The organism is Aquitalea sp. LB_tupeE, assembly GCF_013391415.1.
GTDB lineage: Bacteria > Pseudomonadota > Gammaproteobacteria > Burkholderiales > Chromobacteriaceae > Aquitalea.
Map to the genome: position 1 here is coordinate 21,436 of NZ_JACAXB010000007.1, position 24,799 is coordinate 46,234.

The 24,799-nt window shown below is 59.7% G+C and carries 21 protein-coding genes; 10 read left to right on the plus strand and 11 right to left on the minus strand.

What is annotated here, in order from left to right; genetic code table 11:
* The first annotated feature begins 116 nt into the window (after window positions 1–116).
* Entirely contained in the window at window positions 117–1,901 is a 1,785-nt protein-coding gene (locus HWX34_RS01530; RefSeq protein WP_178970674.1) for an acyl-CoA dehydrogenase C-terminal domain-containing protein, read from the plus strand.
* Window positions 1,902–2,137: 236 nt separating this feature from the next.
* Here the strand turns inward: HWX34_RS01530 and aldA are convergent, their stop codons facing one another.
* The 7 genes from aldA to rhmD all read right to left on the minus strand — a co-directional run bounded on the left by aldA (window position 2,138) and on the right by rhmD (window position 8,876).
* Complete coding sequence (gene aldA / locus HWX34_RS01535; protein WP_370459654.1) at window positions 2,138–3,562, minus strand: aldehyde dehydrogenase; 1,425 nt, start codon at window positions 3,560–3,562, stop codon at window positions 2,138–2,140.
* 77 nt (window positions 3,563–3,639) lie between these two features.
* On the minus strand, window positions 3,640–4,464 hold the full coding sequence (locus tag HWX34_RS01540; protein ID WP_178970676.1) for an HpcH/HpaI aldolase/citrate lyase family protein: 825 nt from the start codon (window positions 4,462–4,464) through the stop codon (window positions 3,640–3,642).
* 9 nt (window positions 4,465–4,473) lie between these two features.
* On the minus strand, window positions 4,474–5,241 hold the full coding sequence (locus HWX34_RS01545; protein ID WP_178970677.1) for an SDR family NAD(P)-dependent oxidoreductase: 768 nt from the start codon (window positions 5,239–5,241) through the stop codon (window positions 4,474–4,476).
* Window positions 5,242–5,365: 124 nt separating this feature from the next.
* On the minus strand, window positions 5,366–6,424 hold the full coding sequence (rhaT, locus tag HWX34_RS01550) for an L-rhamnose/proton symporter RhaT (protein WP_178970678.1): 1,059 nt from the start codon (window positions 6,422–6,424) through the stop codon (window positions 5,366–5,368).
* A gap of 4 nt (window positions 6,425–6,428) precedes the next feature.
* Window positions 6,429–7,328 carry an amidohydrolase gene (locus HWX34_RS01555; RefSeq protein ID WP_178970679.1) on the minus strand — a complete coding sequence of 300 codons (900 nt, stop codon included), beginning with the start codon at window positions 7,326–7,328 and terminating at the stop codon, window positions 6,429–6,431.
* The gene (locus HWX34_RS01560) at window positions 7,316–7,636 is read right to left on the minus strand and encodes an L-rhamnose mutarotase (RefSeq protein ID WP_218645011.1); all 321 of its coding nucleotides are present in this window, start codon (window positions 7,634–7,636) and stop codon (window positions 7,316–7,318) included. Before HWX34_RS01560 ends, HWX34_RS01555 begins: the two co-directional genes overlap by 13 nt.
* Window positions 7,637–7,676: 40 nt before the next feature.
* Window positions 7,677–8,876 carry an L-rhamnonate dehydratase gene (gene rhmD, locus HWX34_RS01565; protein WP_178970681.1) on the minus strand — a complete coding sequence of 400 codons (1,200 nt, stop codon included), beginning with the start codon at window positions 8,874–8,876 and terminating at the stop codon, window positions 7,677–7,679.
* A 353-nt stretch (window positions 8,877–9,229) separates the two neighbouring features.
* Here rhmD and HWX34_RS01570 point away from each other — a divergent pair, with 353 nt between their 5' ends.
* Window positions 9,230–10,114, plus strand: a complete 885-nt coding sequence (locus HWX34_RS01570) for a LysR family transcriptional regulator (protein WP_218645012.1) — start codon at window positions 9,230–9,232, stop codon at window positions 10,112–10,114.
* 97 nt (window positions 10,115–10,211) lie between these two features.
* On the opposite strand, the gene HWX34_RS01575 is transcribed toward HWX34_RS01570, so the two are convergent.
* Window positions 10,212–10,883 carry a YecA family protein gene (locus HWX34_RS01575; RefSeq protein ID WP_178970683.1) on the minus strand — a complete coding sequence of 224 codons (672 nt, stop codon included), beginning with the start codon at window positions 10,881–10,883 and terminating at the stop codon, window positions 10,212–10,214.
* Window positions 10,884–10,979: 96 nt separating this feature from the next.
* Window positions 10,980–12,668 (minus strand): AMP-binding protein, encoded by a 1,689-nt coding sequence (locus HWX34_RS01580; RefSeq protein WP_178970684.1) that lies wholly within the window; start codon window positions 12,666–12,668, stop codon window positions 10,980–10,982.
* Between the two features lie 194 nt (window positions 12,669–12,862).
* On the opposite strand from HWX34_RS01580, the gene HWX34_RS01585 reads away from it, so the two are divergent.
* From HWX34_RS01585 to HWX34_RS01620, 8 genes are all read left to right on the plus strand, one after another.
* Window positions 12,863–13,267, plus strand: a complete 405-nt coding sequence (locus HWX34_RS01585; protein WP_159878513.1) for a MerR family DNA-binding transcriptional regulator — start codon at window positions 12,863–12,865, stop codon at window positions 13,265–13,267.
* A 139-nt stretch (window positions 13,268–13,406) separates the two neighbouring features.
* A complete protein-coding gene (locus HWX34_RS01590; protein ID WP_178970685.1) occupies window positions 13,407–14,576 on the plus strand; it encodes an isovaleryl-CoA dehydrogenase in 1,170 nt (389 codons plus the stop codon).
* Between the two features lie 167 nt (window positions 14,577–14,743).
* Window positions 14,744–16,342, plus strand: coding sequence for a carboxyl transferase domain-containing protein (locus HWX34_RS01595; RefSeq protein WP_178970686.1), 1,599 nt, complete (start codon window positions 14,744–14,746; stop codon window positions 16,340–16,342).
* Window positions 16,343–16,351: 9 nt separating this feature from the next.
* The gene (locus tag HWX34_RS01600; RefSeq protein WP_178970687.1) at window positions 16,352–17,149 is read left to right on the plus strand and encodes an enoyl-CoA hydratase/isomerase family protein; all 798 of its coding nucleotides are present in this window, start codon (window positions 16,352–16,354) and stop codon (window positions 17,147–17,149) included.
* Window positions 17,150–17,280: 131 nt separating this feature from the next.
* On the plus strand, window positions 17,281–19,248 hold the full coding sequence (locus tag HWX34_RS01605; protein ID WP_178970688.1) for an acetyl/propionyl/methylcrotonyl-CoA carboxylase subunit alpha: 1,968 nt from the start codon (window positions 17,281–17,283) through the stop codon (window positions 19,246–19,248).
* An 18-nt stretch (window positions 19,249–19,266) separates the two neighbouring features.
* Entirely contained in the window at window positions 19,267–20,160 is an 894-nt protein-coding gene (locus HWX34_RS01610) for a hydroxymethylglutaryl-CoA lyase (protein WP_178970689.1), read from the plus strand.
* A gap of 52 nt (window positions 20,161–20,212) precedes the next feature.
* The gene (locus HWX34_RS01615) at window positions 20,213–22,174 is read left to right on the plus strand and encodes an acetoacetate--CoA ligase (RefSeq protein ID WP_178970690.1); all 1,962 of its coding nucleotides are present in this window, start codon (window positions 20,213–20,215) and stop codon (window positions 22,172–22,174) included.
* A gap of 106 nt (window positions 22,175–22,280) precedes the next feature.
* The gene (locus HWX34_RS01620; protein ID WP_178970691.1) at window positions 22,281–22,697 is read left to right on the plus strand and encodes a hemerythrin domain-containing protein; all 417 of its coding nucleotides are present in this window, start codon (window positions 22,281–22,283) and stop codon (window positions 22,695–22,697) included.
* A gap of 72 nt (window positions 22,698–22,769) precedes the next feature.
* Here HWX34_RS01620 and HWX34_RS01625 read toward each other — a convergent pair whose 3' ends face one another.
* Window positions 22,770–24,425: a glycosyltransferase family 39 protein gene (locus HWX34_RS01625; RefSeq protein WP_178970692.1), complete on the minus strand. Its 1,656-nt coding sequence runs from the start codon at window positions 24,423–24,425 to the stop codon at window positions 22,770–22,772.
* A gap of 105 nt (window positions 24,426–24,530) precedes the next feature.
* On the minus strand, window positions 24,531–24,746 hold the full coding sequence (gene rpmE / locus HWX34_RS01630; RefSeq protein ID WP_045847109.1) for a 50S ribosomal protein L31: 216 nt from the start codon (window positions 24,744–24,746) through the stop codon (window positions 24,531–24,533).
* Window positions 24,747–24,799: the final 53 nt, after the last annotated feature.

The window sequence follows — 24,799 nt, forward strand, 5'->3', positions numbered from 1 at the left end:
AGCTGACGGAATAATTTAAACAAGCGTTTGAATTAAGCGTACGCATTGAAACCGCCTTGCTTACACGGCTATTCGACCCGGAAAACCCGGGCAGCGCAACCTACAGGAGAAACACCATGCCCGCATACAAAGCACCATTGCGCGACTTTGACTTCGTACTGAACGAACTGATCAAGGTGCAGGACATCATCCCGCAGCTGCCCGGCTATGAAGAAGCCACCCAGGACATTTTTACTTCCTATCTGGAAGCCGCTGCCCAGTTCTGTGAAAGCGAGCTGGCACCACTGAACCGTCAGGCCGATGAAGAAGGCTGCCAGTTCGACCCCAGCACCAAGGCCGTCACCACCCCGCCCGGCTTTAAGGAAGCTTACAAGCAGTATTGTGAGCTGGGCTTTCCGGCGCTGGACTGTGACCCGGCCTACGGCGGCCAGGGCATGCCCAAGTCGCTGGCTTTTCCGGTGATGGAAATGCAATGTTCGTCCAATGTGGCCTGGTCGATGTACCCCGGTCTGTCGCATGGCGCATATGCCGCGATCCATGCCCATGGCACCGAAGAACAGAAAGCCACTTATCTGCCGCGTCTGGTGGATGGCAGCTGGACCGGCACCATGTGCCTGACCGAACCGCACTGCGGCACCGATCTTGGCCTGCTGAAAACCCGTGCCGAGCCCAATGCCGATGGCAGCTACCGCATTACCGGCACCAAGATCTTCATCTCCGCCGGCGAGCATGACATGTCCGACAACATCATCCACCTGGTGCTGGCCCGCTTGCCGGATGCACCTAAGGACGTGAAAGGCATCTCGCTGTTCATCGTGCCGAAATACCATGCTGATGGCAGCCGCAATCCGGTAGCCTGCGGCAGCCTGGAACACAAGATGGGCATCAAGGCCAATGCCACGGCGGTGATCAATCTGGATGGCGCGCGCGGCTATCTGATTGGTGAGGCCAACAAGGGCCTGTCCTGCATGTTCACCATGATGAACGCGGCGCGTCTGGGCTGCGGCATGCAGGGTCTGGGCATTGGCGAAGCGTCTTTCCAGGGCGCACTGGCTTATGCTCGCGAACGTCTGCAAATGCGCGCGCTCACCGGCAACAAATGCCCGGACAAGCCGGCCGACCCCATCATTGTGCATCCGGACGTGCGCCGCATGCTGCTGACCCAGAAAGCCTATACCGAAGCAGGCCGTGCACTGACCGCCCTGCTGGCCTTGCAGCTGGATATCGAGGACAAGCACCCGGATGCCTCGCAACGCCAGGATGCGGCCGATCTGGTCGCCCTGCTCACCCCGGTAGCCAAGGCCTTCATGACCGATAACGGCTTTGAAGCCGCCAATATGGGCATGCAGGTATTCGGTGGCCACGGCTTCATTCGCGAATGGGGTATGGAACAGCTGGTGCGCGACTGCCGTATTTCGCAAATTTACGAAGGTACCAATGGCATCCAGGCCATCGACCTGCTGGGCCGCAAGGTATTACTCGATCAGGGCCAGAAACTGCGCAAGTTCACCAAGCAGATTCACCAGTTCTGCCAGGCCAATGAAGGCAATGACAAGCTGGCCGAATACATCGCGCCACTTGCCAAGCTGATGAAGGACGTGGGCGAAGTGACCATGGGCGTGGGCATGGCCAGCCTGCAGAACAAGGACGAAGCCGGTGCAGCCGCTACCGACTACCTGCGCCTGATCGGCCATCTGAGCTATGCCTGGCTATGGGCGCGCATGGCTGAAGTGGCACATGCCAGCCTGGGCAAGGGCGATGATGCTTTCTACCAGGCCAAGATTGCCACCGGTCGCTTCTACATGGCCAAACTCTTCCCCGAAGTGCATACCCTGCTGGCGCGCATCAAGAGTGGTGCAGCACCGCTGATGTCGCTGGACGAAGAATACTTCGCTTTCTGATTGATTGCTGGCTCTACCCTTTGCACGGCCCATCCGGGCCGTTTTTTTTGCCCGATTGCCGCCAAGTGGCGGTCGGAAAACAAAAAAAAGCCCGGAAAACCGGGCTTATCAATAAAGGAATGAAAAAAAGAGAGCTCGTACTCTCATTTTCATTTTAATCAAAACCACCATATGCTGCCATGCTTTTTGCATGAAACCGGGAAGTGCGGGAAGGCATATCTCTGCCCAGATACAAGTCAGGCCTGCAAATACACCATATGGCTATGCGTGTACTCGTACAGGCCATACTTGCCGTCAGCCCCACCAATGCCGGATTTGCGTACCCCGGCATGGAAGCCTTGCATCGCTTCAAAGTTCTCCCGGTTGATATAGGTTTCGCCGAAATCCAGTTCACGCATCGCCTGCATCGCCTTGGCCAGATCGCGGGTATACACGGATGAAGTCAGGCCATACTCGGAATCATTGGCCAGGGCAATGGCCTCCTCCAGGCTGTCCACCACCTGTATTGGCAATACCGGGCCGAATATCTCTTGCTGCATGACGTCCATCTGCCCATGGCAGCCAGCCAGCACCGTAGGCTGGAAATGGAATCCAGTCCCTAGATCCGCCACCTGACCACCGGTAATCAGCTGCGCCCCCTGCTGCATCGCCTGCCTCACTTTTGCCAGCACCCGCTCCAGTGCCTGGCGGTTGATCAGCGGTCCCATGTCGATATCCGGCAGCGCCAGCGGATCGCCATAACGGGTTGCCGCCATGGCGCTGGCCACCTTGTCGATGAAGGCATCCGCCACCTTGCGCTCGACATACACCCGCTCTGCGCAATTGCACACCTGGCCAGTATTGATGATGCGTGAAGCGTGGATTGCCCTCGCCGCCAGATCAAGATCAGCATCGGCCAGTACGATGGCCGGTGCCTTGCCACCCAGCTCCAGATTCAACTTGGTGATATGCGGGGCCGCCGCTGCCGCAATGCGCGCACCGGTCGCCACGCTACCGGTAAAACTGATCATGTCGACATCCGCGCTGCCAGCCATGTCAGCCCTGGTCTGCCCCTGACCGTACAACACATTGAACACGCCGGCGGGCAAGCCGGACTGCGCCACCAGCTGGCTGAACAAATGGCAGTTAATCGGCGTTTCCTCGCTGGGCTTGATCACGATGCTATTGCCCATCAACAGGGCCGGAGCCATCTTGCGGGCAATCAGAAAGAAAGGAAAATTCCAGGGCAGGATGCCTGCCACCACGCCCAAGGGCTTGCGTAGCAGAAAAATCTGCTCGCCCGGCCGGTCGCTGCTGATGACTTCTCCTTCAATGCGTCTGGCCCATTCGGCCATGTAGTCCAGGTAATCGGCCGTGAAGCACACTTCAACCTTGGCCAGCGCCAGGGTTTTGCCTTGTTCAGCGGTGATGGTGTGCGCAAGGACTTCCACTTGCTGACGAATCAAGTGCGCAATACTGCGTAAAAAGCCGGCACGCTCGATGGCCGGGCACGCAGCCCAGTCACGCTGGGCGGCACGGGCTGCGCTCAAGGCCTCTGCCACCTGCTGCGCCGAGGCCTGCGGAGAATAAGCCAGCATCTGGCCATTGGCCGGATTTGTCACTGCGTGGTATCCGTCCCCTTGGATAAAACGGCCATTGATGAAATGACGCAATTGCTGAATTTCAGACATCGGAATGCTCCTGAACAATCATGTCGGCATGGCAGCTGCAAAAAAGCGGCCAGTGTGCCGAGGGATGGCTAATAGCCTTGCGTGCCGGAGGCAGGTAAAGGATGTGCGCCAAAAGGATGTGCGCCAAAACGTGCCAGGCTGGCCAGCGCAGCCTGACGCAGCAGCGGGATATCGATGCTGATGGCAATAAAGCTGCAACCCCACTCGGCATAACGGCGGGCATCCTGCTCATTGGGCGCCAGAATGCCGCAGCCCTTGCCCTGCGCCAGGCAGCTGTCAATGACGTGGCGGATGCTGTGCTGGACGTCGGCATGGCTGGCATTGCCTGCGTAGCCCAGGCTGGTGGATAAGTCGGCCGGGCCGATAAAAATGGCATCCACCCCTTCCACAGCGGCGATCTGCGCCGCATTTTCCACCCCGAGTGAAGATTCGATCTGTACCACCAGGCAAAGCGCCTGCTCAGCCTGCGCTATGTAATCCGCCACCGCATCCCAGCGGGTGGCACGAATCAACCCGCCACCGACACCGCGTATCCCCGCTGGTGGATAGCGCATGGCCCGCACCAGGGCTGCAGCCTGCGTTGCGCTCTCCACCATCGGTACCATCAGGGTTTGTGCGCCGATATCCAGCACCTGCTTGATCAAGGCAGGGTCGCCATGCGGGATGCGGACCACCGGATCGACGGGATAAGCCGCCAGCACCTGCAGCTGCCCTAATAAGGTCGGCACGGTATTGGGAGCATGTTCACCATCCAGCAAGATCCAGTCATGGCCGGTGGTAGCCAGGACTTCCGCGCTATAGGCGGAGGCCATCCCGGCCCAGATGCCATACAAGGGTGTCGTTGAGGACACCTGCCTTAAGGCAGATTTGAAATGATTGCTTGGCAGCTGCATGGGCAACTCCTATTGCAGATTGACATACATGCCACCATCCACCAGCAGGCTGGCGCCGGTGACGTAACGTGCCATGTCTGAGGCCAGGAATACCGCCGGGCCGACCAGATCCTCCGGTTGCCCCAGCCGCCCCAGCGGAATGCGGTTTTGCATATAACTGCGCTTGTGCGGGTCGGCCAGATCCTGCCGGTTGATGTCGGTTTCTATGGTGCCGGGCAGCAAGGCATTGCAGCGGATGCCAAACGGACCCAGAGCAATGGCGCAGGACTGCATCAGCGACAGCAAACCGGCTTTGGTAGGGGTGTAGTGGGTTTGCATGCCACCGCCCACCAGCGCACTGATGGAGCTGACCGCAATGATGGCGCCGCCTTCACCCTGTTGCTGCATCTGCCGCGCTGCCGCCTGTACGACAAAATAGGCTCCGTTGAGATTGGTATTCACCGTGCGGTAATAGGTCTCGTGCGGCATGTCCAGAAAGGCATGGAAAGGACAGATGCCTGCATTGCTGATGAAGACATCCACCCCACCCAAATGCTCCACCGCCATGGCAATCAGCGCGGCACCGGTGTCCGGGTCGCCAATATCCCCCGCCTGATCGGCCACCTTGCGCCCCAGGACCTCAATCTGGTGACGCAGTGTCAGGATGTCATCCGCACTGCTGCGGCCACTGTGGCCCAGCATCACATCCGCCCCGTGACGGGCACAGCCCAGTGCAATGGCCCGCCCAATACCACGGGATGCCCCGGTAATCACCACACGCTTACCTGCTAACAACATCGCTTTGTCTCCTCAGAAATACCGGCGATACAAGCCCGATGTGCAACAGCAATCCCTTGCCCCGCACCTGCCACAAACACTGGCCAGGCAAGGGCCAGGAATACTCCTTTTGTGTCAGCCATGCTTAATGGCTGGCACTACCAAAACCCACCAGGCCGATGGCGGCAATGATGACCACGATGCCCAGCAACAGGATGCGGCGTGTTTGGGCTGCCGTGCCACGCCATTCGCCCAGGCAGACGCCCCAGAGATTGGAAATCAGGATGATGAAAGACATGTGCAGCACCCAGGAACTGGTGGGGTTATGCAAGCGGCTCTCGCCCATGCCGTAGAAGAAAAACTGCAGATACCACAGCAAGCCACCCAGTGCACACAACAGGTAATTGCGCAGCAAGGGGGTGTTGCGATTGACGAACTCGCCCAGACTGCGATGACGCAAGGACAGGTACAGACACCACAGCGCATTGGTGGTGAGGCCACCGAGCATGATGACGGCAAAGGTCAGATTGTTCATGAACAGGGAATTGGCGCCCTGTGCCACGGCAGCAAGGGCCAACGGTTTGCCCGCGTTAATGCCGTAGCTGAAACAGGCACTCAGGCAACCGGACACCAGTGCGACAGCGATGCCCTTTTTCATGTTGAATTCCCTGACCGCACTTTGCTTGGTCGCCAGATCGACTTCACGCTCCTTGCGCATGCCAGCCAGCCCGCACAACACAATGCCGATCAGCGAGCCCAGCACGCCCAGCAATACCATCCGACCGCCGTTGCTGAGCAGCATATGGCTTAGGCGCAGCCCTTCGGTATTACCGGTCAGATCGTTGAACAAGGGTGGCATCAAGGCGCCCAGGGCGGATGTCAGGCCCATGATGATGGACATGCCCAGCGACAGCCCGATATAGCGCATGGTCAGGCCAAAGGTAAGGCCACCGATGCCCCATAACACGCCAAAGAAGTAAGTCCAGCCCAGTGTCCCGCCGTCTGCCTCCTCCAGAATGGAAGTAAAGGCCGGAATGGTCAGGGCAATGGCCAGCCACGGGGCAATCAGCCAGGAAAACAAGCCGCCCAGCAGCCAGAAGTTTTCCCAGGACCACTGCCGGACGCTGCGATAGGGCAGATAGAAACTGGCGGACGAAAACGAGCCGATAAAATGAAATAGCAAACCCAGCAAAATGATGGCCATCTGGCTAGTCTCCCAATTGGTAAAAATGCCAGGCGTTGTCGGCAAACATGGCACGACGCTCATGTGCGGCTGCCTGCTCCAGCAAATTGTCATAGGCCTGCCATAGCCTGCGGTAGGAGGTGTACAGGCTGCACACCGGAAAATTGGAAGCAAACATGCAGCGAGCACTGCCAAAGGCGTCGATGGCTTCGTACACCAGCGGCCGCAGACTGTCCTGCGTCCAGTGATGATCCAGCATGCCAAAACCGCTCAGCTTTACCTGAACATTCGGGCAGGCTGCCAGAGCACGCATGCCATCCCGCCACGCGCGCCAGCCAGCAGGCGCATGCCGATCCACATACATGCCGGCATGATTCAGCGCAAAGCGCACTCCCGGATAACGTCTGGCCAGCGCGGCAGCTTCCAGCATTTGTGAGGGGTAGATTTGTAATTCGAAGATCAGGCCGTGGCGTTCCAGCAGTGCCATACCCTGCTGCCATTGCGGCTCGCGCATGTAATGGCGACCGACATAATCGAACTGCGGATCGGCATGGACATTCAGAATCTGACGCACACCCCGCACCCGGGTTGAGGCTGCCAGTTGCCGGGCCAGCTGGTTCGCTACCTGCGGGCTGGCCAGATCCACAAATGGCAATAAGGCAAGCGGCAGGGTCTGAGCGGACAAGTCAAGCATGTGCTCCAGCTGGCGGGTTTCCTCCAGCGCATCCGCCGCATTGGCTTCGATATGCACCACACCCACCAGCTCGATGTCGGACTGCTCGGCCAGCTGGCGCAAGTCTCGCAACAGGAAGTCACGTGCCAGCGCGGCGTAATCTCCCAACAGATTGGGCTTGCGCCGGGTCAGCCAGGGATAGTGATTTCCTTCCAGCCACCAGAAATGGCAATGGGCGTCTACGATGCGCATGGCGCTACCTCCCCCAGGCTCAGCACAAACATGCTGTGCAAAGCATGTTGTACCGGCGCGAGGTCCGGCTGGGTCACCATGATGTCGGCCATATAGGCCCACCATTGCTGCATCACAGGCAGGCTGGGCAGTTCAGCCAGCCGGGCTGGCTGCTGGCAGTACAACACGGCAAACAAGGCGTCATCGTTGGCATCATGAAAAATGCGGTACTCGACAATGCCCGCGTCCAGCAGCGCGGTTCTCAGTTCCGGCCAGATGGCGGCATGACGCCGTTGATACTCATCAGCCTGACCGGGATACAACTGCATGCGGAACGCCAGGGTGCAAAGTGCTTGTCCATGCGTCATCTCAGCCTCCCGGTGTGTGCAGGTAGGGGCGATGCAAGGCGCAGGCCGGATTGAGCTCCACGCCGAAGCCGGGGCGATCCAGCCGCGAAATGGGCATGCGCCCTTTTTCCGGTACCGGTTCGTGCAATAGCTGCGGACTGAACATCGGCACTACCTGATCGGCCTGCGGCGCCATCATCAGGAATTCGGCAAACGGGCTGTTGTGACGGGTGGCGACAAAATGATAGCTGTACACGCTGGAGCCATGCGGAATCACCAGCGCCTGATGTGCATCGGCCAGTGCCGAGATTTTCAGCAGCTCGGTGATACCACCGCACCAGCCGACATCGGGCTGGATAATGTCGCAGCAGCCCATTTCCAGCAGCATGCGAAAACCCCAGCGTGTGGCCTCGTGTTCGCCAGTGCTGCACAACATGCCGGGAGGCAATTGCTGCCGTAAGGCGGCATAGCCCCAGTAGTCGTCTGGCGGCAAGGCTTCTTCTACCCACTTCAGGCCATGCTCTTGCGCAGCATGTGCCAGACGAGTGGCGTAGTTCAGGTCCAGGCTCATCCAGCAGTCGAACATCAGCCAAAAGTCCGGGCCTACCCGCTCGCGCATGCTGGCCAGCAAGGCCAGGTTTTGTTGCAGGCCGTTTTCCCCCTCGGCCGGCCCGTGGTGCAGCGGCATTTTGCCGCCGATGAAGCCCATTTCACGGGCGAGGTCTGGCCGCGCACCTGTCGCGTAAAACTGCAGCTCATCGCGTACCGCCCCTCCCAGCAACTGGTATACCGGCTCCTGCCGCACCTTGCCCAGCAAATCCCACAAGGCCAGATCCACCCCGGAGATGGCATTGAGCACCAGGCCCTTGCGTCCGTAAAACAGGGTGCCGTGGTACATCTGGTCCCAGATGCGCTCGATGTCGCAGACTCTGGCGCCTTCCACGAAACGTGCCAGGTGGCGCTCGACAATAAAGGCTGCCGGCTCGCCACCCGTGGTCACGGCAAAGCCGACATTGCCAGCGCTGTCCTCAACTTCCACCACCAGGGTGCCCAGCACATTGATGCCAAAGCTGCGCCGGCTCTGCCGGTAGGCCGGGTATTTGGACATGGGGGTGGCGATGTGGTCGTCTATCCAGTGGCCATCGGCCTGATCGTGATAATCCGCACCGCCTCCACGCAAGGTAAAAGCACGGACGTGTTTGATGACTGGAATTTGCTTCATGACGCACTACTCCGATATTGAATATCCCCATTCATCCGGATCAGAAATAACCAAGACCCAGAGTGAATCAGCAGGAATATCTTGCGAAATTAATTTAAGCCACTAATAAAAATCCGACACAAACAAGCCGAATTCCACTCAAGGAGCTAGCTGTTAAATCAGCTTGATAAACAGCAAACCATTTACTACCTGGCAGCAAAAATGCGGTAACGGCAAAACTACGTCATACTCACCAAACCATCCAATTACTTTTAATTAACAGGCAATACCTTTTGCTTATGAGTAAAACAGCCACCCGCGCATCACCACAATTCCGCCATTTAATGCAACGCCTGCGTTACAAGCATTTGCAAATGCTGGTGTTATTGGGCAATAGCCAGAATATGAAACGGACAGCGGAAGGCATGTATATGTCGCAACCAGCGGCCAGCCGCATGTTGCAGGAAATCGAGGATATGTTTGACTGCCGGCTGTTCGAGCGTCTGCCGCATGGCATGCTGCCTACCCCACTGGGCATGGAGCTGGTCAAATTCGCTACGCGCAGCCTGCACCATCTGGAAGGCTGTATGGAGACGCTGGCACTGCAGAAGAAAGAAGGATTTGGTTACTTGTCAGTGGGTGCCATCATGGGTGCCGCACCAGAGCAGATCATGGCAGCCATTTCGCGTTTGAAACAGGAAAGACCCCGCCTGTGCATTCGTGTGATGGGAGACACCAGCGACGAAGTGGTCCGCTTGCTGGAGCAAGGACGCATCGACCTGGCCATTGCCCGGCGCAGCCCGGAAACTGAAGATGCAGCCTTCAATTTTCGGCCATTGGGTAATGAAATATTGCGACTGGCGGTGGCTAAAAACCATATATTATTACAACAGCAACATATCGAATTGCCGGTATTACTACGAGACTGGCCATGGATATTACAAGCACCCAGCAGCCCGGCACGCATGGCATTGGAGCAATATCTGCTGCAAGCCGCACTGCCCTTACCCGGCAATATTATCGAGAGCAATTCTGTTTATTCTATGCTGCAACTGATTCAACGCACCAATGCGGTGATGCTGTTAGCAGAATCCGCCATGAAAGACTATCTGGACATGGGCATCGTGCAAATCTTGCCAATCAAGGTAAACATCCCACTCCCGCCTTTTGGCATCTTGACGCGCAAGCATGAAGCACTAAGCGAAGAACAGCAGATTTTTATTTCCTGCCTTGATCAGTCCTGCACAATGGCCAGGTAAATGGGGGAAGCATTTCCATGCAGGACGGTAAATAAAAAAGCCTCCCTGCGGAGGCTTTTAGGTGTGGGCATTGCCAGCCCGCAGGCTGACAGAAAACTCAGTTGCTGCCGCAGCAGGCCTTGTACTTCTTGCCGCTGCCGCAAGGGCAAGGGTCGTTACGGCCTACCTTGTCGCCTTCACGGCGTACGGTGGACGGGGCCTGGGCCTTGGCGCGCCAGTAGTTGAATACGGCAATCAGCGCTTCGGGCAGTTGTTCCTTGCAGTCTTCCTTTTCCTCGTCGGTAAAGGTGACCAGATCTTCGCCGTCTTCTTCCTCGAACATGCCGCCCAGCACCAGAATCGGCATCAACAAGTCTTCGAAGCCTTCATCGTCCGCTGCTTCGAACCAGTCGGTATCCACCACGTCCAGCGCGTACAGATAGGCATTGCACCACGGCCAGTAGTCGGCTTCATCGTCGTCGCCGTCTTCGTCGGCGTAGAGGATGAGGTCCAGCTCGCGGCCATCGGCCAGCACATGGGCGGTGACATCAAACAGCTTTTGCAGCAGGGCTTCCAGCTCGGCCTGTTCTTCGGCATTTTCAAAAGCCGGGGCATCGCCCAGCACTTCGGCCAGCCACATGCTGCGGTCGGCTGCATCCGGCCCGCTGGCCAGCGCGGCAAAGAAGCCTTGTACTTCGTCCGGGCGCATGGTGCTGCCACTGATCGACAGGGGCGTCAGCAACTGTTCCAGCCGGGCCAGATCGGCGTCATTGAATACGATATCAGTCATGGTGCGCTCCTAGCGGTCAGATTGAATGGGCGCATTGTAGCGAAAAAAGCCCCGTCTCGCCGGGGCCTGTGCATACAAAGTTTGATCCATCTGCGTTTACGCGGTCTGACTGTCGTTCAGCCCCAGCTTTTCCTTCATTTGCTGGCGCATGACGAATTTCTGGATCTTGCCGGTAATGGTCATGGGAAAGCTGTCGACAAATTCGATATAGCGCGGAATCTTGTAATGGGCGATCTGGCCCTGGCAGAAGGCGCGCATGTCGTCGATGCTGGCGGTTTCGCCATCACGCAGCTTGATCCAGGCGCACAGTTCCTCGCCAAAGCGGTCGTCCGGCACGCCAATCACCTGTACTTCCTGAATCTTGGGATGACGGTAAAAGAACTCCTCCACCTCACGCGGGTAGATGTTTTCCCCGCCACGAATCACCATGTCCTTCACCCGGCCAACGATATTCACATATCCCTCGGCATCCATCACCGCCAGATCACCGCTGTGCATCCACCCCGACTTGTCGATGGAGTCGGCAGTTTTCTGCGGGTCGTCCCAGTAGCCCAGCATTACCGAATAGCCACGGGTCAACAGCTCGCCGGTTTCGCCATGCGGCACGATGTGGCCATCGTTATCGACAATCTTGACCTCCACATGCGGATGCACCTGCCCGACCGTGGACACGCGCTTGTCCAGTGGCGTGTCGGCACTGCTCTGGAAGCTGAGCGGGCTGGTTTCCGTCATGCCGTAACCAATGGTGACTTGCGACATGTGCATCAGGGTGGTGACGCGTTTCATCACCTCGATGGGACAAGGGCTGCCGGCCATCACGCCCGTGCGCAGACTGGACAGGTCGAATTGTGCAAACTGCGGGTGGTCCAGCAGGCCGATAAACATGGTGGGCACGCCATGCAGCGCAGTACAGCGCTCTTCCTGCACGGTTTGCAGTACGCTGAGTGCATCAAAACTTTCCGCCGGAAACACCATGCACGCCCCATGGGTGAGGCAGGTCAGCGTGCCCAGCACCATGCCAAAACAGTGGTACAGCGGCACCGGGATGCACAGCCGGTCGGCCGGGCTGAAGCCCATGGCCTGTCCGGTAAAGAAGGCATTATTGAGAATATTGTGATGCGACAGCGTGGCCCCCTTGGGGCTGCCGGTGGTGCCGGAGGTAAACTGGATATTGATGGCATCATCAAATTGCAGGCGTTCGCCCAGCTGCTGCAATGCCATCCGCTCGGCCTGGGTCGGTTCGGACAGCAAGTCGGCAAACCCCAGCATGCCCGGCGTGGCCTGCTGTCCCATGCGGATCACCCATTCCAGCCGGGGCATGCGGGCGGCCTTGAGCTCCCCTGGCTGGCAGTCCGCCAGTTCCGGCAGCAAATCCTGCAGCATCTCGATGTAATTGCTGCTCTTGAAGCTGGGCGAAGCAATCAGGGCGCGGCAACCTACCTTGTTGATGGCATATTCCAGCTCGGCACGGCGGTAAGCCGGGTTGATATTCACCAGCACCAGCCCGGCCTTGGCGGTGGCAAACTGTGTCAGCACCCATTCGGCATTGTTTTGCGACCAGATGCCGATGCGCTCGCCCGGCTCAAGACCCAGACGCATCAGGCTGCAGGCCATCCGGTCCACTTGCTCCTGTAACTGGGCATAGCTCCAGCGTATGCCTTGCTGGCGTACCACCAGGGCATCCCGCTGGGCGTGCTGCTGGCAGGCCTGGTCAAACATCTGGCCGATGGTCTTGCCTATCAGTGGCTGCTGACTGGCTCCGTGCACGTAGCTGGCGTGCTGCATTGTGTGTCTCCTTGTGGTGGTCTCTTTATCCGGATGCGTCGTTTCCCTTGCGACGGCAGCCACGCTGCATGGCGCAGCCCATTTTTCTGGCATTAATCCCACAAGTTAACGATTACGTAAACGTAATACGTCTATCATGATGAGAAGCCGTGGGAAAAACGCTACAATCCGTATAAATACTGAAAGCAGATACCATGACAGAACAGGAAGTCTTCACCATTTCGGATCTGGCGCGTGATTTTGACGTCACGCTGCGCACCATCCGCTTTTACGAGGAACAAGGGCTGATCGAGCCGCAACGCGATGGCCGCCAGCGCGTGTTCACCCGCCGCGACCGTGCCCGCCTGCGGCTCATCCTGCGCGGCAAGCGCATTGGCCTGTCCTTGTCGGAAATACGCGAAATCATTGATCTGTATGATCTGGCCCGCGATGAAGCCAGCCAGTCGCTCAAACTGCTGCATTTGCTGGTGGCCCGGCGTGAGCAACTGGAAGAACAGCGGCGTGACATCGACGTGGTGCTGGCAGAAATCGATGCACTGGAAAAACACTGCCGTGGCGTGATCGACCAGATGACCACCAAGGCCGACACTCCCGCCTGAACACCTGCCCTCGCGCAGGTTTTTTTACCTCACCTTATTGACGCTTACGTAAACGTAATTCAATATTCAAAGCAGTAACGCGACCATCACAATAGCCTGTCAGGCACAGCTGCCACGACCGGCACCGAGGAGAAACACCATGTACAGCAGCCTGCGTTTTGACCACGGCGACACTTACGACATGTTGCGCCAGAGCGTGAAGGACTTTGCCGACGCCGAAATCGCCCCGCGCGCCGCCGATATCGACCGTGACAACCTGTTTCCGGCCGACCTGTGGCGCAAGTTTGGTGACCTGGGCTTGCTGGGCATCACCGCCGAAGAAGAATACGGTGGCGCCAATATGGGTTATCTGGCCCACATGATCGTGATGGAAGAAATCAGCCGCGCCTCGGCCTCGGTCGCCCTCTCCTACGGCGCGCATTCCAATCTGTGCGTCAACCAGATCCGCAAGAATGGCAGCGCCGAACAGAAAGCCCGCTACCTGCCCAAGCTGATTTCCGGCGAACACGTGGGCGCGCTGGCCATGTCCGAACCCAATGCCGGTTCCGATGTGGTCAGCATGAAGCTGCGCGCCGATAAAAAAGGCGACCGTTATGTACTGAACGGCAGCAAGATGTGGATTACCAACGGCGGCGATGCCGACACTCTGGTGGTGTATGCCAAGACCGACGTCAACGCCGGGCCCAGGGGCATCACGGCTTTTATCGTGGAAAAAGGCTTTGCCGGTTTCTCGCATGGCAGCAAGCTGGACAAGCTGGGCATGCGCGGCTCCAACACCTACCCGCTGTTCTTCGACAACTGTGAAATCCCGGCCGAGAACGTACTGGGCGGCGAAGGCAATGGCGTGAAAGTGCTGATGAGCGGGCTGGACTACGAACGCGCCGTGCTGTCGGCAGGCCCGCTGGGCATCATGCAGGCCTGCATGGACATCGTCGTCCCCTATCTGAATGACCGCAAACAGTTTGGCCAGGCCATTGGCGACTTCCAGCTGATGCAGGGCAAGCTGGCCGACATGTACGTCAAGCTGTCCGCCAGCCGCGCCTATGTCTATGCCGTCGGCCAGGCGCTGGACCGGGGCGATGCCGGCCGCCAGACCCGCAAGGACGCTGCCGGGGCCATTCTGTACGCCGCTGAAAACGCCACCCAGATGGCGCTGGATGCCATCCAGTGCCTGGGCGGCAACGGCTATATCAATGAATATGCCACTGGCCGCCTGCTGCGCGATGCCAAGTTGTATGAAATCGGCGCGGGCACCAGCGAAATCCGCCGCTGGCTGATTGGCCGCGAACTGATGGCGGAAACGCGCTAGGAGCTGGATAAAACGCCTGATCCAGCGTTGCGCCGCTTGGCCGTACCTCATGTACTGTCTGCGGCGGCGCGCCTTGCCTCAGCCGCTTTCTCCACGCTCCTCGTTTTGCTCTGCTTTACTTCGCTTTGCAAACCCTGACGGATCGGCACAAAAACAAGAGGCTCTCCATGCCAGTCATCGAATCCAAACTCTCCCCCCGCGCACCGGACTTCCAGGCCAATGCCGACAAGATGCGTGCGCTGGTGGATGACTTGAAACAGAAAGTCGCCACGGCGGCACTGGGCGGCGGTGACAAAGCCCGTGAAAAGCACACCGCCCGTGGCAAGCTGTTGCCGCGCGAGCGCATCAACCTGCTGCTGGACCCTGGCGCACCCTTTCTGGAACTGTCCCAGCTGGCGGCCTTTGGCATGTATAACGACGATGCGCCCGGTGCCAGCCTGATCAGCGGCATAGGCCGTATTGCCGGAGTGGACTGCCTGATCATCGCCAACGATGCCACGGTCAAGGGCGGTACTTATTACCCGATGACGGTGAAAAAGCATCTGCGCGCGCAAGAGATCGCCAAGGAAAACCGCCTGCCCTGCGTCTATCTGGTGGATTCCGGCGGGGCCTTCCTGCCGCTGCAGGACGAAGTATTCCCGGACAAGGAACACTTTGGCCGCATCTTCTACAACCAGGCCCAGCTGTCCGCCGCCGGCATTCCGCAAATCGCCGTGGTAATGGGCAGCTGCACCGCTGGTGGCGCTTATGTACCGGCCATGTCGGATGAAACCGTCATCGTCAAGGAACAAGGCACAATCTTCCTGGGTGGTCCGCCGCTGGTGAAGGCCGCTACCGGCGAAGTTGTCACCGCAGAAGAACTGGGCGGCGGCGATGTGCATACCCGCATTTCCGGCGTGGCCGACCATCTGGCGCAGAACGACGCCCATGCGCTGGGCATTGCCCGCCGCATCGTGGCCGACCTTAACTGGCACAAACAAGGCGTGCTGGACCGCATCGAAACAAAACCGCCGCGCCACGCTGCCGAGGAAATCTACGGCGTGATTCCGGCCGACCCGAAAAAGCCTTTCGACGTGCGCGAGATCATCGCCCGGCTGGTGGACGATTCCGACTTTGACGAATTCAAACAAAACTACGGCACCACGCTGGTAACCGGATTTGCCCGGCTCAATGGCTGGCGCGTGGGCATCATCGCCAATAACGGCATCCTGTTTTCCGAATCCGCCCTCAAGGGTGCGCACTTTGTCGAACTGTGCTGCCAGCGCGGCATTCCGCTGATCTTCCTGCAGAACATCACCGGCTTCATGGTGGGCAAGAAGTATGAAAACGGCGGCATTGCCAAGGATGGCGCCAAGCTGGTCACCGCCGTGGCCTGCGCCAGCGTGCCCAAGTTCACCGTGCTGATAGGCGGCAGCTTCGGGGCTGGCAACTACGGCATGTGTGGCCGCGCTTACAGCCCACGCATGCTGTGGATGTGGCCTAACAGCCGCATTTCGGTGATGGGTGGCGAACAGGCAGCCGGGGTGCTGGCACAGGTGAAGAAAGAACAACTGGGCGAGGCCTTTACCGCCGAGCAGGAAGAAGCACTGAAAGCACCGGTGCGCGAACAATACGAGCGCCAGGGCCACCCTTACTACGCCAGCGCACGGCTGTGGGACGACGGGGTGATCGACCCGGCCCAGACCCGCGATGTCCTCAGCCTGGCATTGGAAGCCGCCCTGTCCGCGCCCATCGAGAAAACACGCTTTGGCGTGTTCCGCATGTAAGGAAGCGCCATGAGCCAGTATCAGACTCTCGATATCCGCCACAGCGGCAGCACCGCCACCGTCTGGATGAATCGCCCGGAACTGCACAATGCGCTGAACGAAACGCTGATTGCCGAGCTGACGGCTGCCTTCAAAGCCCTACAACTGGACGACCGCGTACGCGTCATCGTGCTGGCCGGTCACGGCAAAAGCTTTTCCGCCGGGGCCGACCTGGACTGGATGCGCCGCGCCGCAGGCTACAGCGAAGCGGAAAACCTGGCCGATGCCCAGCGCCTGGCCGCCATGCTCAAGGCCATTTACCGCAGCCAGAAGCCAGTGATCGCCCGCATCCACGGCCCGGCCATTGCCGGCGGCACCGGCCTTGCCACGGTGTGTGACATCGCCATTGCCACCGACGCCGCCCGCTTCGGCCTGACCGAAGTGCGGCTGGGGCTGATTCCGGCCACCATCGGCCCCTATGTGGCCGATGCCATCGGCTGGCGGCAGGCACGGCGCTACTTCCTGTCGGCAGAGCGTATCGACGCTACTACCGCAGCCCGTATCGGGCTGGTGCATGAAGTGGTCGCTGCCGACGCGCTGGACCAACGCATTACCGAGATTGCCAGCGAACTGGCCAAAGGCGCACCACGCGCGCTGGGTGCCGCGAAGGATTTGCTGGCCGAGCTGCATGAAGGCTCGCCCTGGGATGACGAGCTGCTGGCCGACACCGCCAGCCGTATTGCCAGCACCCGCAGCGGTGCGGAAGCCCGCGAAGGGCTGGCTGCCTTCTTCGACAAACGCCCGCCCGCCTGGCAACAAGAACAATAAGGACACTGCCATGTTCAAGAAAATACTTATTGCCAACCGCGGTGACCAGCAGCCGCAAGGCTGCGCAGCTGCGCAGCAACATCGCTTGACGGCGCACCTGCGCCGTGGCGATTTCGCCGCGGGAGACTGCCATGTTTAAGAAAATACTTATTGCCAACCGCGGCGAAATCGCTTGTAGGGTGATCAAGACCGCGCGCCAGCTGGGCATTGCCACTGTTGCCGTTTATTCCGACGCCGATGCCGATGCCCGCTTTGTCAGACTGGCGGATGAAGCCTGGCGACTGGGTCCGGCTCCGGCGGCGGAATCCTATCTCAAGGCCGGGCTGATTCTGGACATTGCCCGCCAGAGCGGTGCCGAGGCCATCCACCCCGGTTATGGTTTTTTGTCGGAAAACGCTGATTTTGCCGCCGCCTGCGCCACCGCAGGCATTGCCTTCATCGGCCCGCCGGCCAGCGCCATTGCTGCCATGGGCAGTAAATCTGCCGCCAAGGCACTGATGGAACAAGCGGCCGTACCGCTGGTGCCCGGCTATCACGGCGAGCGCCAGGAGCCGGATTTCCTGCACCAGCAGGCCGACCGCATCGGCTATCCGGTACTGATCAAGGCCAGCGCCGGTGGTGGTGGCAAGGGCATGCGCATTGTCGAGCGCAGTGAGGATTTCGCCGCTGCGCTGGCCTCCTGTCAGCGCGAAGCAGCCGCCAGCTTTGGTGACGACAAGGTGCTGGTGGAGAAATACCTGCCACGGTCGCGCCATGTGGAAATCCAGGTGTTTGCCGACAGCCTGGGAGGCTGTGTTTACCTGTTCGAGCGTGATTGTTCGGTACAGCGCCGTCATCAGAAAGTACTGGAAGAAGCCCCGGCACCGGATTTGCCGGTCAGCACCCGGCAAGCCATGGGCGAGGCCGCCTGCGCTGCCGCCCGTGCGGTGGGCTATGTCGGGGCGGGGACGGTGGAATTCATCATGGCGGTACAGGACGACGGCCGCCCCGGCGACTTTTACTTCATGGAAATGAACACCCGCCTGCAGGTGGAACACCCGGTCACCGAGATGATCACCCGCCAGGACCTGGTAGCCTGGCAGTTGCAAGTGGCTGCCGGTCAGCCCCTGCCGCTGCGGCAGGACGAGCTGCAGATTCACGGCCACGCCATCGAGGCGCGTATTTATGCGGAAGACCCGGACAAGGGTTTCCTGCCCGCCACCGGCCAGCTGATTCACCTGGCCACCCCTGCCGAAAGCGCACAGGTACGCATCGATACCGGGGTGGAACAAGGCGACAGCATCAGCCCCTTCTACGACCCGATGATTGCCAAGCTGATTGTCTGGGGTGAAAACCGGGCTGCCGCCTTGCAACAGCTGGACGCGGCACTGGCGCAGTATCAGGTGGCCGGTGTCACCACCAATATCGCTTTCCTGCGCCGCATTGTGCAGCACCACAGCTTTGCCAGTGGTGCAGTGGATACCGGGCTCATCGCCCGCTATCAGGACACCTTGCTGCCACCGGCCGTCCCGGCCAGTAGCACGCAGCTGGCCGTACTGGCACTGGCCCAGACGCTGGGCAGCCAGCCTGACTACCCGGTGCATGCGGGCTGGCGACTGAATGGTCAGCTGGAAACTGTCCAGCAATTCATGCACGGTGACACCCTGCACCGTGTCAGCCTGCGGCATCTGGAACACGGCTTTGCCGTGACGGTGGCAGGTCAGACATTCCAGGCCACGGCCAGACTGCAACAGGGCGAATGGCATATCACGCTGAACGGACAGCAACTACGTGCCACCGTTATCTGCCAGCAAAATCAACGTGTGCTGTTTCTGCAAGGAGAACGGCATAGCGTTGAATGGGTCGACCCCTATGCTGCCAGCGCCGAAGAAGTGCATGGTGCCACCCACTTGAAAGCGCCTATGCCCGGCAGGGTGGTGGCCTTGCTGGCCAGTAGCGGGCAGCAGGTTTGCAAGGGTGAGCCGCTGTTGATTCTGGAGGCAATGAAAATGGAACACACCATCCATGCGCCTGCCGACGGCACAGTAAACGCCTTTTACTTTGGCGCGGGCGAACAGGTAGGAGATGGCGACGAGTTGCTCGACTTCGACGCCGCCTGAGCAAGAGGACAACACACTATGCCAACCGTGAAAATCGTCGAAGTCGGCCCGCGTGACGGGCTGCAAAACGAAAAACAGCAGGTGGATACCGCCAGCAAGCTGGAGCTGATTCGCCGTCTGGCCGCCTGCGGCCTCACCACCATAGAAGCCGGGGCTTTTGTTTCGCCCAAATGGGTGCCGCAAATGGCCGACAGCCTGCAAGTGCTGCAGGCGCTGGATTTGTCCGGCCCGGTCCACTACCCGGTGCTGGTGCCCAACGACAAGGGTATGGAACAGGCACTGGCTGCTGGCGTGCGCGAAATCGCCGTGTTTGGTGCCGCCAGTGAAAGTTTCAGCCAGAAAAACATCAATGCCAGCATCGCCGAAAGCCTGGCCCGTTTTGACAGCGTGATGGCCACGGCACAGCGTGAAAACATCCGCGTACGCGGCTATGTGTCATGCGTGGTGGATTGCCCCTACGAAGGGCCGATTGCCCCGGCCAAGGTGGCAGAAGTGGCCGCCCGCTTGCTGGACATGGGCTGCTACGAGATTTCACTGGGCGACACCATCGGCACCGCTACGCCCAACCGGGTGCTGGACATGCTGAATACCGTGAGCAAGCTTGTGCCAATGACACAACTGGCAGGTCACTTCCACGACACTTACGGCATGGCCATCAGCAATATTCATGCGTCTTTTCAGGCTGGTATCAGAACATTCGATTCCTCGATTGCCGGGCTGGGCGGCTGCCCGTATGCTCGTGGTGCATCCGGCAATGTGGCCACCGAAGACGTGGCGTACCTGATGCATGGCCTGGGCGTGGACTGTGGCATAGACTTGCCGACACTGGTGCAAACCGCCTGGTTTGCCGCCGGACTGCTGGGCCGCACACCCACGTCGAAGGTGGCGCAGGCCATGGCAACGGCCCACTGAGCCGCCACGGCCAGGCTCAAAAAAAGCAAGCAAGAAAAGAAAGAGGAGATCCATGCAACAGCTCACCCCGCCCATCTGGCAACCATCCTCCGAACGTGTTGCAGGTTCCCACCTGCACGCCTTTACCCGTCTGGCCGCAGCGGCCTACGACCGCCCGCTGCCCGACTACCAGACGCTGTGGCAAGCCAGCGTGGACGACCCGGGCCGTTTCTGGGCACTGGTGTGGGATTACTGCGGGGTAGTGGGCGACAAGGGCGACTGTGCACTGGAACACGCCGACAGCATGCTGGGGGCCCGTTTCTTCCCGCAAGCGCGGCTCAATTACGCGGAAAACCTGCTGCGCCACGATGGCGATGGCACCGCCCTGGTGTTCTGGGGGGAAGACAAGGTCAAATCCCGCTACAGCTGGCAGCAGCTGCGCCAGCTGGTATCGCGCTTGCAGCAAGCCATGCAGGCTGCGGGCATTGTGGCGGGCGACCGCGTGGCCGGTTTCCTGCCCAATATGCCGGAAACGATCGCCGCCATGCTGGCCGCCACCAGCCTGGGTGCCATCTGGACCAGTTGCTCACCGGACTTTGGCACCGACGGAGCCATCGACCGTTTCGGTCAGACCGAACCCAAGCTGCTGTTCTGTCCGGATGGCTACTGGTATGGCGGCAAGCAGATCGACATCCGCGACAAGATGCAGGCGCTGGCAGCCGGTCTGCCTTCGGTGCAGCAGTTCATTGCCGTCCCCTATCTGGGCGAAACCGCTGCCTTTGCCGAAAGCCTGCCGCGCACCATCACGCTGGACGATTTCATTGCCCGCTTCGCTGCGCGTCCCTTGCAGTTTGTCCGGCTGGAATTCAACCATCCGCTGTTCATCCTGTACTCCAGCGGCACCACCGGCAAACCCAAGTGCATCGTGCATGGCACTGGCGGCACCTTGCTGCAGCACCTGAAGGAGCACCAGCTGCACGCCGACATTCACCATGGCGACCACCTGTTTTACTTCACCACCTGCGGCTGGATGATGTGGAACTGGCTGGTATCCGGCCTGGCCAGCGGCGCGGCGCTGATGCTGTATGACGGCTCGCCGTTTGCCAATCAGGGACACATCCTGTGGGAATATGCGCAGCAATGGCAATTCACCCAGTTTGGCACCTCGGCCAAGTACATCGACGGCCTGCGCAAGATCAACCTGGCTCCTGCCACGCAATACCGGCTGGATGCGCTGCGCGCCATGTTCTCTACCGGCTCGCCCCTGATGGCGGAAAGCTTTGACTGGGTGTACGCCAACATCAAGCAGGACATCAATCTGGCCTCCATTTCCGGTGGCACTGACATCGTGTCCTGTTTTGCCCTGGGTTGTGCCAACCTGCCGGTATACCGTGGAGAGCTGCAATGCCGTGGCCTGGGCATGGCGGTGGACATCTTCAACAGTTACGGCAGGCCGGTGCGGCAGGAAAAGGGCGAACTGGTATGCACCCGCCCCTTCCCCTCCATGCCGGTGGGGTTCTGGCAGGACGAGCAAGGCAGCAAATATCGTCAGGCCTATTTTGGCCGCTTCGATAATGTGTGGTGCCACGGTGACTACGCTGAAATCACCGCCCACAACGGCATGGTGATTTATGGCCGTTCCGACGCGGTACTCAACCCGGGCGGGGTGCGTATCGGCACCGCGGAAATCTACCGTCAGGTGGAAAGCTTCCCGGAAGTGCTGGAAAGCCTGGCCGTGGGCCAGCGCTGGCAGGACGACGAGCGCGTGGTGTTGTTTGTCCGGCTGCAACAGGGGAATGTGCTGGATGATGATCTGGTCAACCGGCTGCGCGAGCAGATCAAACGCGGTGCCAGCCCGCGTCATGTACCGGCCCGCATCATCGCGGTGGCGGATATTCCACGTACCATCAGCGGCAAGATTGTCGAACTGGCGGTGAAAAACGTGATTCACGGCGAGCCGGTGAATAATCTCAGTGCACTGGCCAACCCGGAAGCACTGCAGCTGTTTGCCAATCTGCCGCAGTTGCAACACTAGCCGCTCAGGGCCTCCCCGCAGGAGGCCCGGCTGTCCTTGAGAGTGATCAAGGCATATCTTCTGCCACTGGCGCAGGCTGTCTGCCTGACCCTTAACAGCCACCACCATGAAACGCAGCGCAGCCCTTACCCCACTCTCTCACGACCATCACCATGCCCTGTCGCTAGCCATGCAGGCGGGCAAGGCTGCCCGGCAAGATGACCCTTTGGTATGGCAACAAGTCGCCGTAAAACTGGCCCAACATTATCAGGACAGCCTGCAAGCCCATTTCGCCCAGGAAGAACACCACCTGCTGCCCGCACTGATACAGGCTGGCCAGCAAGCTGCCGTTGACCGCACCCTGGCCGACCACGCCCACCTGCACGCTCTGCTGCAACATCCTGAGCTAGCGACGGCCGCCATCTTGCAGGCCTTTGCCGATGCCATGACGGCCCATGTCCGCTTTGAAGAGCGTGAACTGTTTGTACTGGCGGAAAGCCTGCCGGCAGTGATGGCCGCCCTGAATCAGTACGGGAAGGATTAAAAGCAGACAGGCCGCATGCGGTGCGGCCTGTAGTCATCATGATGGGTCCTGATGATGTGTTCTGCTATGCAGCTAGTGCGGCGAACGCTTGAACAGGCCAAACAACTCGTACTTCTCGCGCGGCCGTGACCCTTGCCACAGCAAGGTCCAGCCAGGCTCGGCCAGGCCCTCGCTACGTGAGCGCATCAACAGGCGGTAGTCGCAGGGGCTGCTTTCGCCAGCAGGATAAGCTACCAGATCAATCCCGCCATAATAATGCCAGCTGATGCGCGCCATCATGTTCTCGCGCTCGGTGGCAATGCAGCTGCTGCCATTGAGAACCGCCGGTGCCACGTTGCGGAGCATGCTTTCCACCACCGGGCGATAGCTCTTTGCCGCATCCAGCCATGGCAGCCACAGGCTCAACGCCAATCCCCAGCACAAGGTAAGCCCGGCCGCCCAGTTGGTAATGGCTTGCCGACCACGCACATGGCTGCGGGTTACCGCCCATATCCAGGTGATGGTGGCCAGAATGGCAAAGATGGCGGCCAGTAGCGAAACATGCGGCACATAGTAAGGGCTGAAGTACTGCGCCCGCCCCGCCAGCCGCTCCGGCCAGCCATAGTTCATCGCCGCCCAGCCGGCCCAGATCAGCAAGCCGAACACGCCAAACGCCATCAAGCCGAACCAGTTGAGAAAAGCCGCCGCGCCACGCCGCAGATTATCCAGCTCCACCGCTGCCAGCAGGGACAGCGGCAACAGCAGCGGCATGGCGTAATCCATGCTCTTGTGCACCGACAGCGTCAGCATGATCAGCACCACGGCAAAGAACATCAGCGGCAGCTGCAACATGGGCTGTTCGTACTTGCGGTTGCGGTACAGCGTCCAGGCGGCAAGCGGCCAGGCCGGCCAGGCAAACCAGATGGTATTGAAGGTGTAGTAGCCAAAACCGTGAAACAGCCCTACCTTGCCAAAGCCATCCAGCGGGCCCAGCGCATGGTGCTCCCACCACAGGCGGAACAGCGCCGGATAGCTGCGGGACAGCTCCAGCGGCCAGATCAGTGCCACCGGCACAGCCACCAGCAAGGCCATCAGCACGGTGATGACATAGCGCTTGTTGCGCCAGGCGGCAAAGGCGGGCAAAAACAGCACGACCGCCCACACTAGCATCACTTCCAGCAGGCTGGCACTCAGGAACAGGGCGGCGCTGCCGGCACCCAGAATGGCACCGGCCAGTCCGGGAGAGCGCAGCGTGAGCGACAGGGCATAAAAGGCGGCGGCAAAACCGGTAAAGCTGGCCACCATCGGCGTCATCTGGTGGCCGGTGACAATCAGCCCCAGACAGCCAATCAAAATCATCACCACGCTGCGTCCGTGACGGCGGCCTATCAGGTCACGCCCGGTCATGCCCGCCAGGGTGAGGCCCAGGGTCATGAACAACGGCGTTGCCAGCCGCGCGGCATCATGCGCGGGTAAGAGCCAGGGGGAAAACAGCTTGGCAAGTACCGTGGCCACCCAGTAATACAGCGGCGGGGATTCCAGATAGGGTACGCCCTGGATGGTGGGCAGCAGCCAGTTGCCGCTGCGCAGCATGCCATCCACTACAGCCATCACATAGGGTTCGTCAGGCTTCCACGGGTCGTGACCGATGATGCCCGGCCACAGCCAGACAAAACACAGCAGCAACAAGACCCAGGGCTTTTCGGTGGGAACGGGAACGGTGGCGTTTTGCGGGGAGTACGTCAGCATCGAGGCGCGCGCCAGTTGGAGTAAAGCATTATTTTAATGTGCAAGCACACGCAGCGGAAATGAAAAAAGGCAGCCTGGGCTGCCTTTTTTCCAAAGCTTACAAGCTTAGCGCTTGAAGAAGCCACCGAACTTCTGGTTGAACTTGTCGATACGGCCGGCGGTATCAACAATCTTCTGCTTGCCAGTGTAGAACGGGTGGCAGCTGGAGCACACTTCAATGTGGAAGGCGTCCTTGCCCATGGTGGACTGGGTGGTGAAGGTGTTACCGCAGGAGCAGGTAACCGCAACTTCTTTGTAATTCGGGTGGATATCAGCGCGCATGATGAGCTTCCTTGGTTACGGGTACAGGGGTTTTGCCTGTACTACTTGGTGAA

What these genes read in the sequence shown, in the direction of transcription:
- HWX34_RS01530 (WP_178970674.1), top strand. Translation starts at nt 117, where the DNA reads ATGCCCGCATACAAAGCACCATTGCGCGACTTTGACTTCGTACTGAAC.
- HWX34_RS01540 (WP_178970676.1), bottom strand. Translation starts at nt 4,464, where the DNA reads ATGCAGCTGCCAAGCAATCATTTCAAATCTGCCTTAAGGCAGGTGTCC.
- HWX34_RS01545 (WP_178970677.1), bottom strand. Translation starts at nt 5,241, where the DNA reads ATGTTGTTAGCAGGTAAGCGTGTGGTGATTACCGGGGCATCCCGTGGT.
- rhaT (WP_178970678.1), bottom strand. Translation starts at nt 6,424, where the DNA reads ATGGCCATCATTTTGCTGGGTTTGCTATTTCATTTTATCGGCTCGTTT.
- HWX34_RS01555 (WP_178970679.1), bottom strand. Translation starts at nt 7,328, where the DNA reads ATGCGCATCGTAGACGCCCATTGCCATTTCTGGTGGCTGGAAGGAAAT.
- HWX34_RS01560 (WP_218645011.1), bottom strand. Translation starts at nt 7,636, where the DNA reads ATGCAGTTGTATCCCGGTCAGGCTGATGAGTATCAACGGCGTCATGCC.
- rhmD (WP_178970681.1), bottom strand. Translation starts at nt 8,876, where the DNA reads ATGAAGCAAATTCCAGTCATCAAACACGTCCGTGCTTTTACCTTGCGT.
- HWX34_RS01570 (WP_218645012.1), top strand. Translation starts at nt 9,230, where the DNA reads ATGCTGGTGTTATTGGGCAATAGCCAGAATATGAAACGGACAGCGGAA.
- HWX34_RS01575 (WP_178970683.1), bottom strand. Translation starts at nt 10,883, where the DNA reads ATGACTGATATCGTATTCAATGACGCCGATCTGGCCCGGCTGGAACAG.
- HWX34_RS01580 (WP_178970684.1), bottom strand. Translation starts at nt 12,668, where the DNA reads ATGCAGCACGCCAGCTACGTGCACGGAGCCAGTCAGCAGCCACTGATA.
- HWX34_RS01585 (WP_159878513.1), top strand. Translation starts at nt 12,863, where the DNA reads ATGACAGAACAGGAAGTCTTCACCATTTCGGATCTGGCGCGTGATTTT.
- HWX34_RS01590 (WP_178970685.1), top strand. Translation starts at nt 13,407, where the DNA reads ATGTACAGCAGCCTGCGTTTTGACCACGGCGACACTTACGACATGTTG.
- HWX34_RS01595 (WP_178970686.1), top strand. Translation starts at nt 14,744, where the DNA reads ATGCCAGTCATCGAATCCAAACTCTCCCCCCGCGCACCGGACTTCCAG.
- HWX34_RS01600 (WP_178970687.1), top strand. Translation starts at nt 16,352, where the DNA reads ATGAGCCAGTATCAGACTCTCGATATCCGCCACAGCGGCAGCACCGCC.
- HWX34_RS01605 (WP_178970688.1), top strand. Translation starts at nt 17,281, where the DNA reads ATGTTTAAGAAAATACTTATTGCCAACCGCGGCGAAATCGCTTGTAGG.
- HWX34_RS01610 (WP_178970689.1), top strand. Translation starts at nt 19,267, where the DNA reads ATGCCAACCGTGAAAATCGTCGAAGTCGGCCCGCGTGACGGGCTGCAA.
- HWX34_RS01615 (WP_178970690.1), top strand. Translation starts at nt 20,213, where the DNA reads ATGCAACAGCTCACCCCGCCCATCTGGCAACCATCCTCCGAACGTGTT.
- HWX34_RS01620 (WP_178970691.1), top strand. Translation starts at nt 22,281, where the DNA reads ATGAAACGCAGCGCAGCCCTTACCCCACTCTCTCACGACCATCACCAT.
- HWX34_RS01625 (WP_178970692.1), bottom strand. Translation starts at nt 24,425, where the DNA reads ATGCTGACGTACTCCCCGCAAAACGCCACCGTTCCCGTTCCCACCGAA.
- rpmE (WP_045847109.1), bottom strand. Translation starts at nt 24,746, where the DNA reads ATGCGCGCTGATATCCACCCGAATTACAAAGAAGTTGCGGTTACCTGC.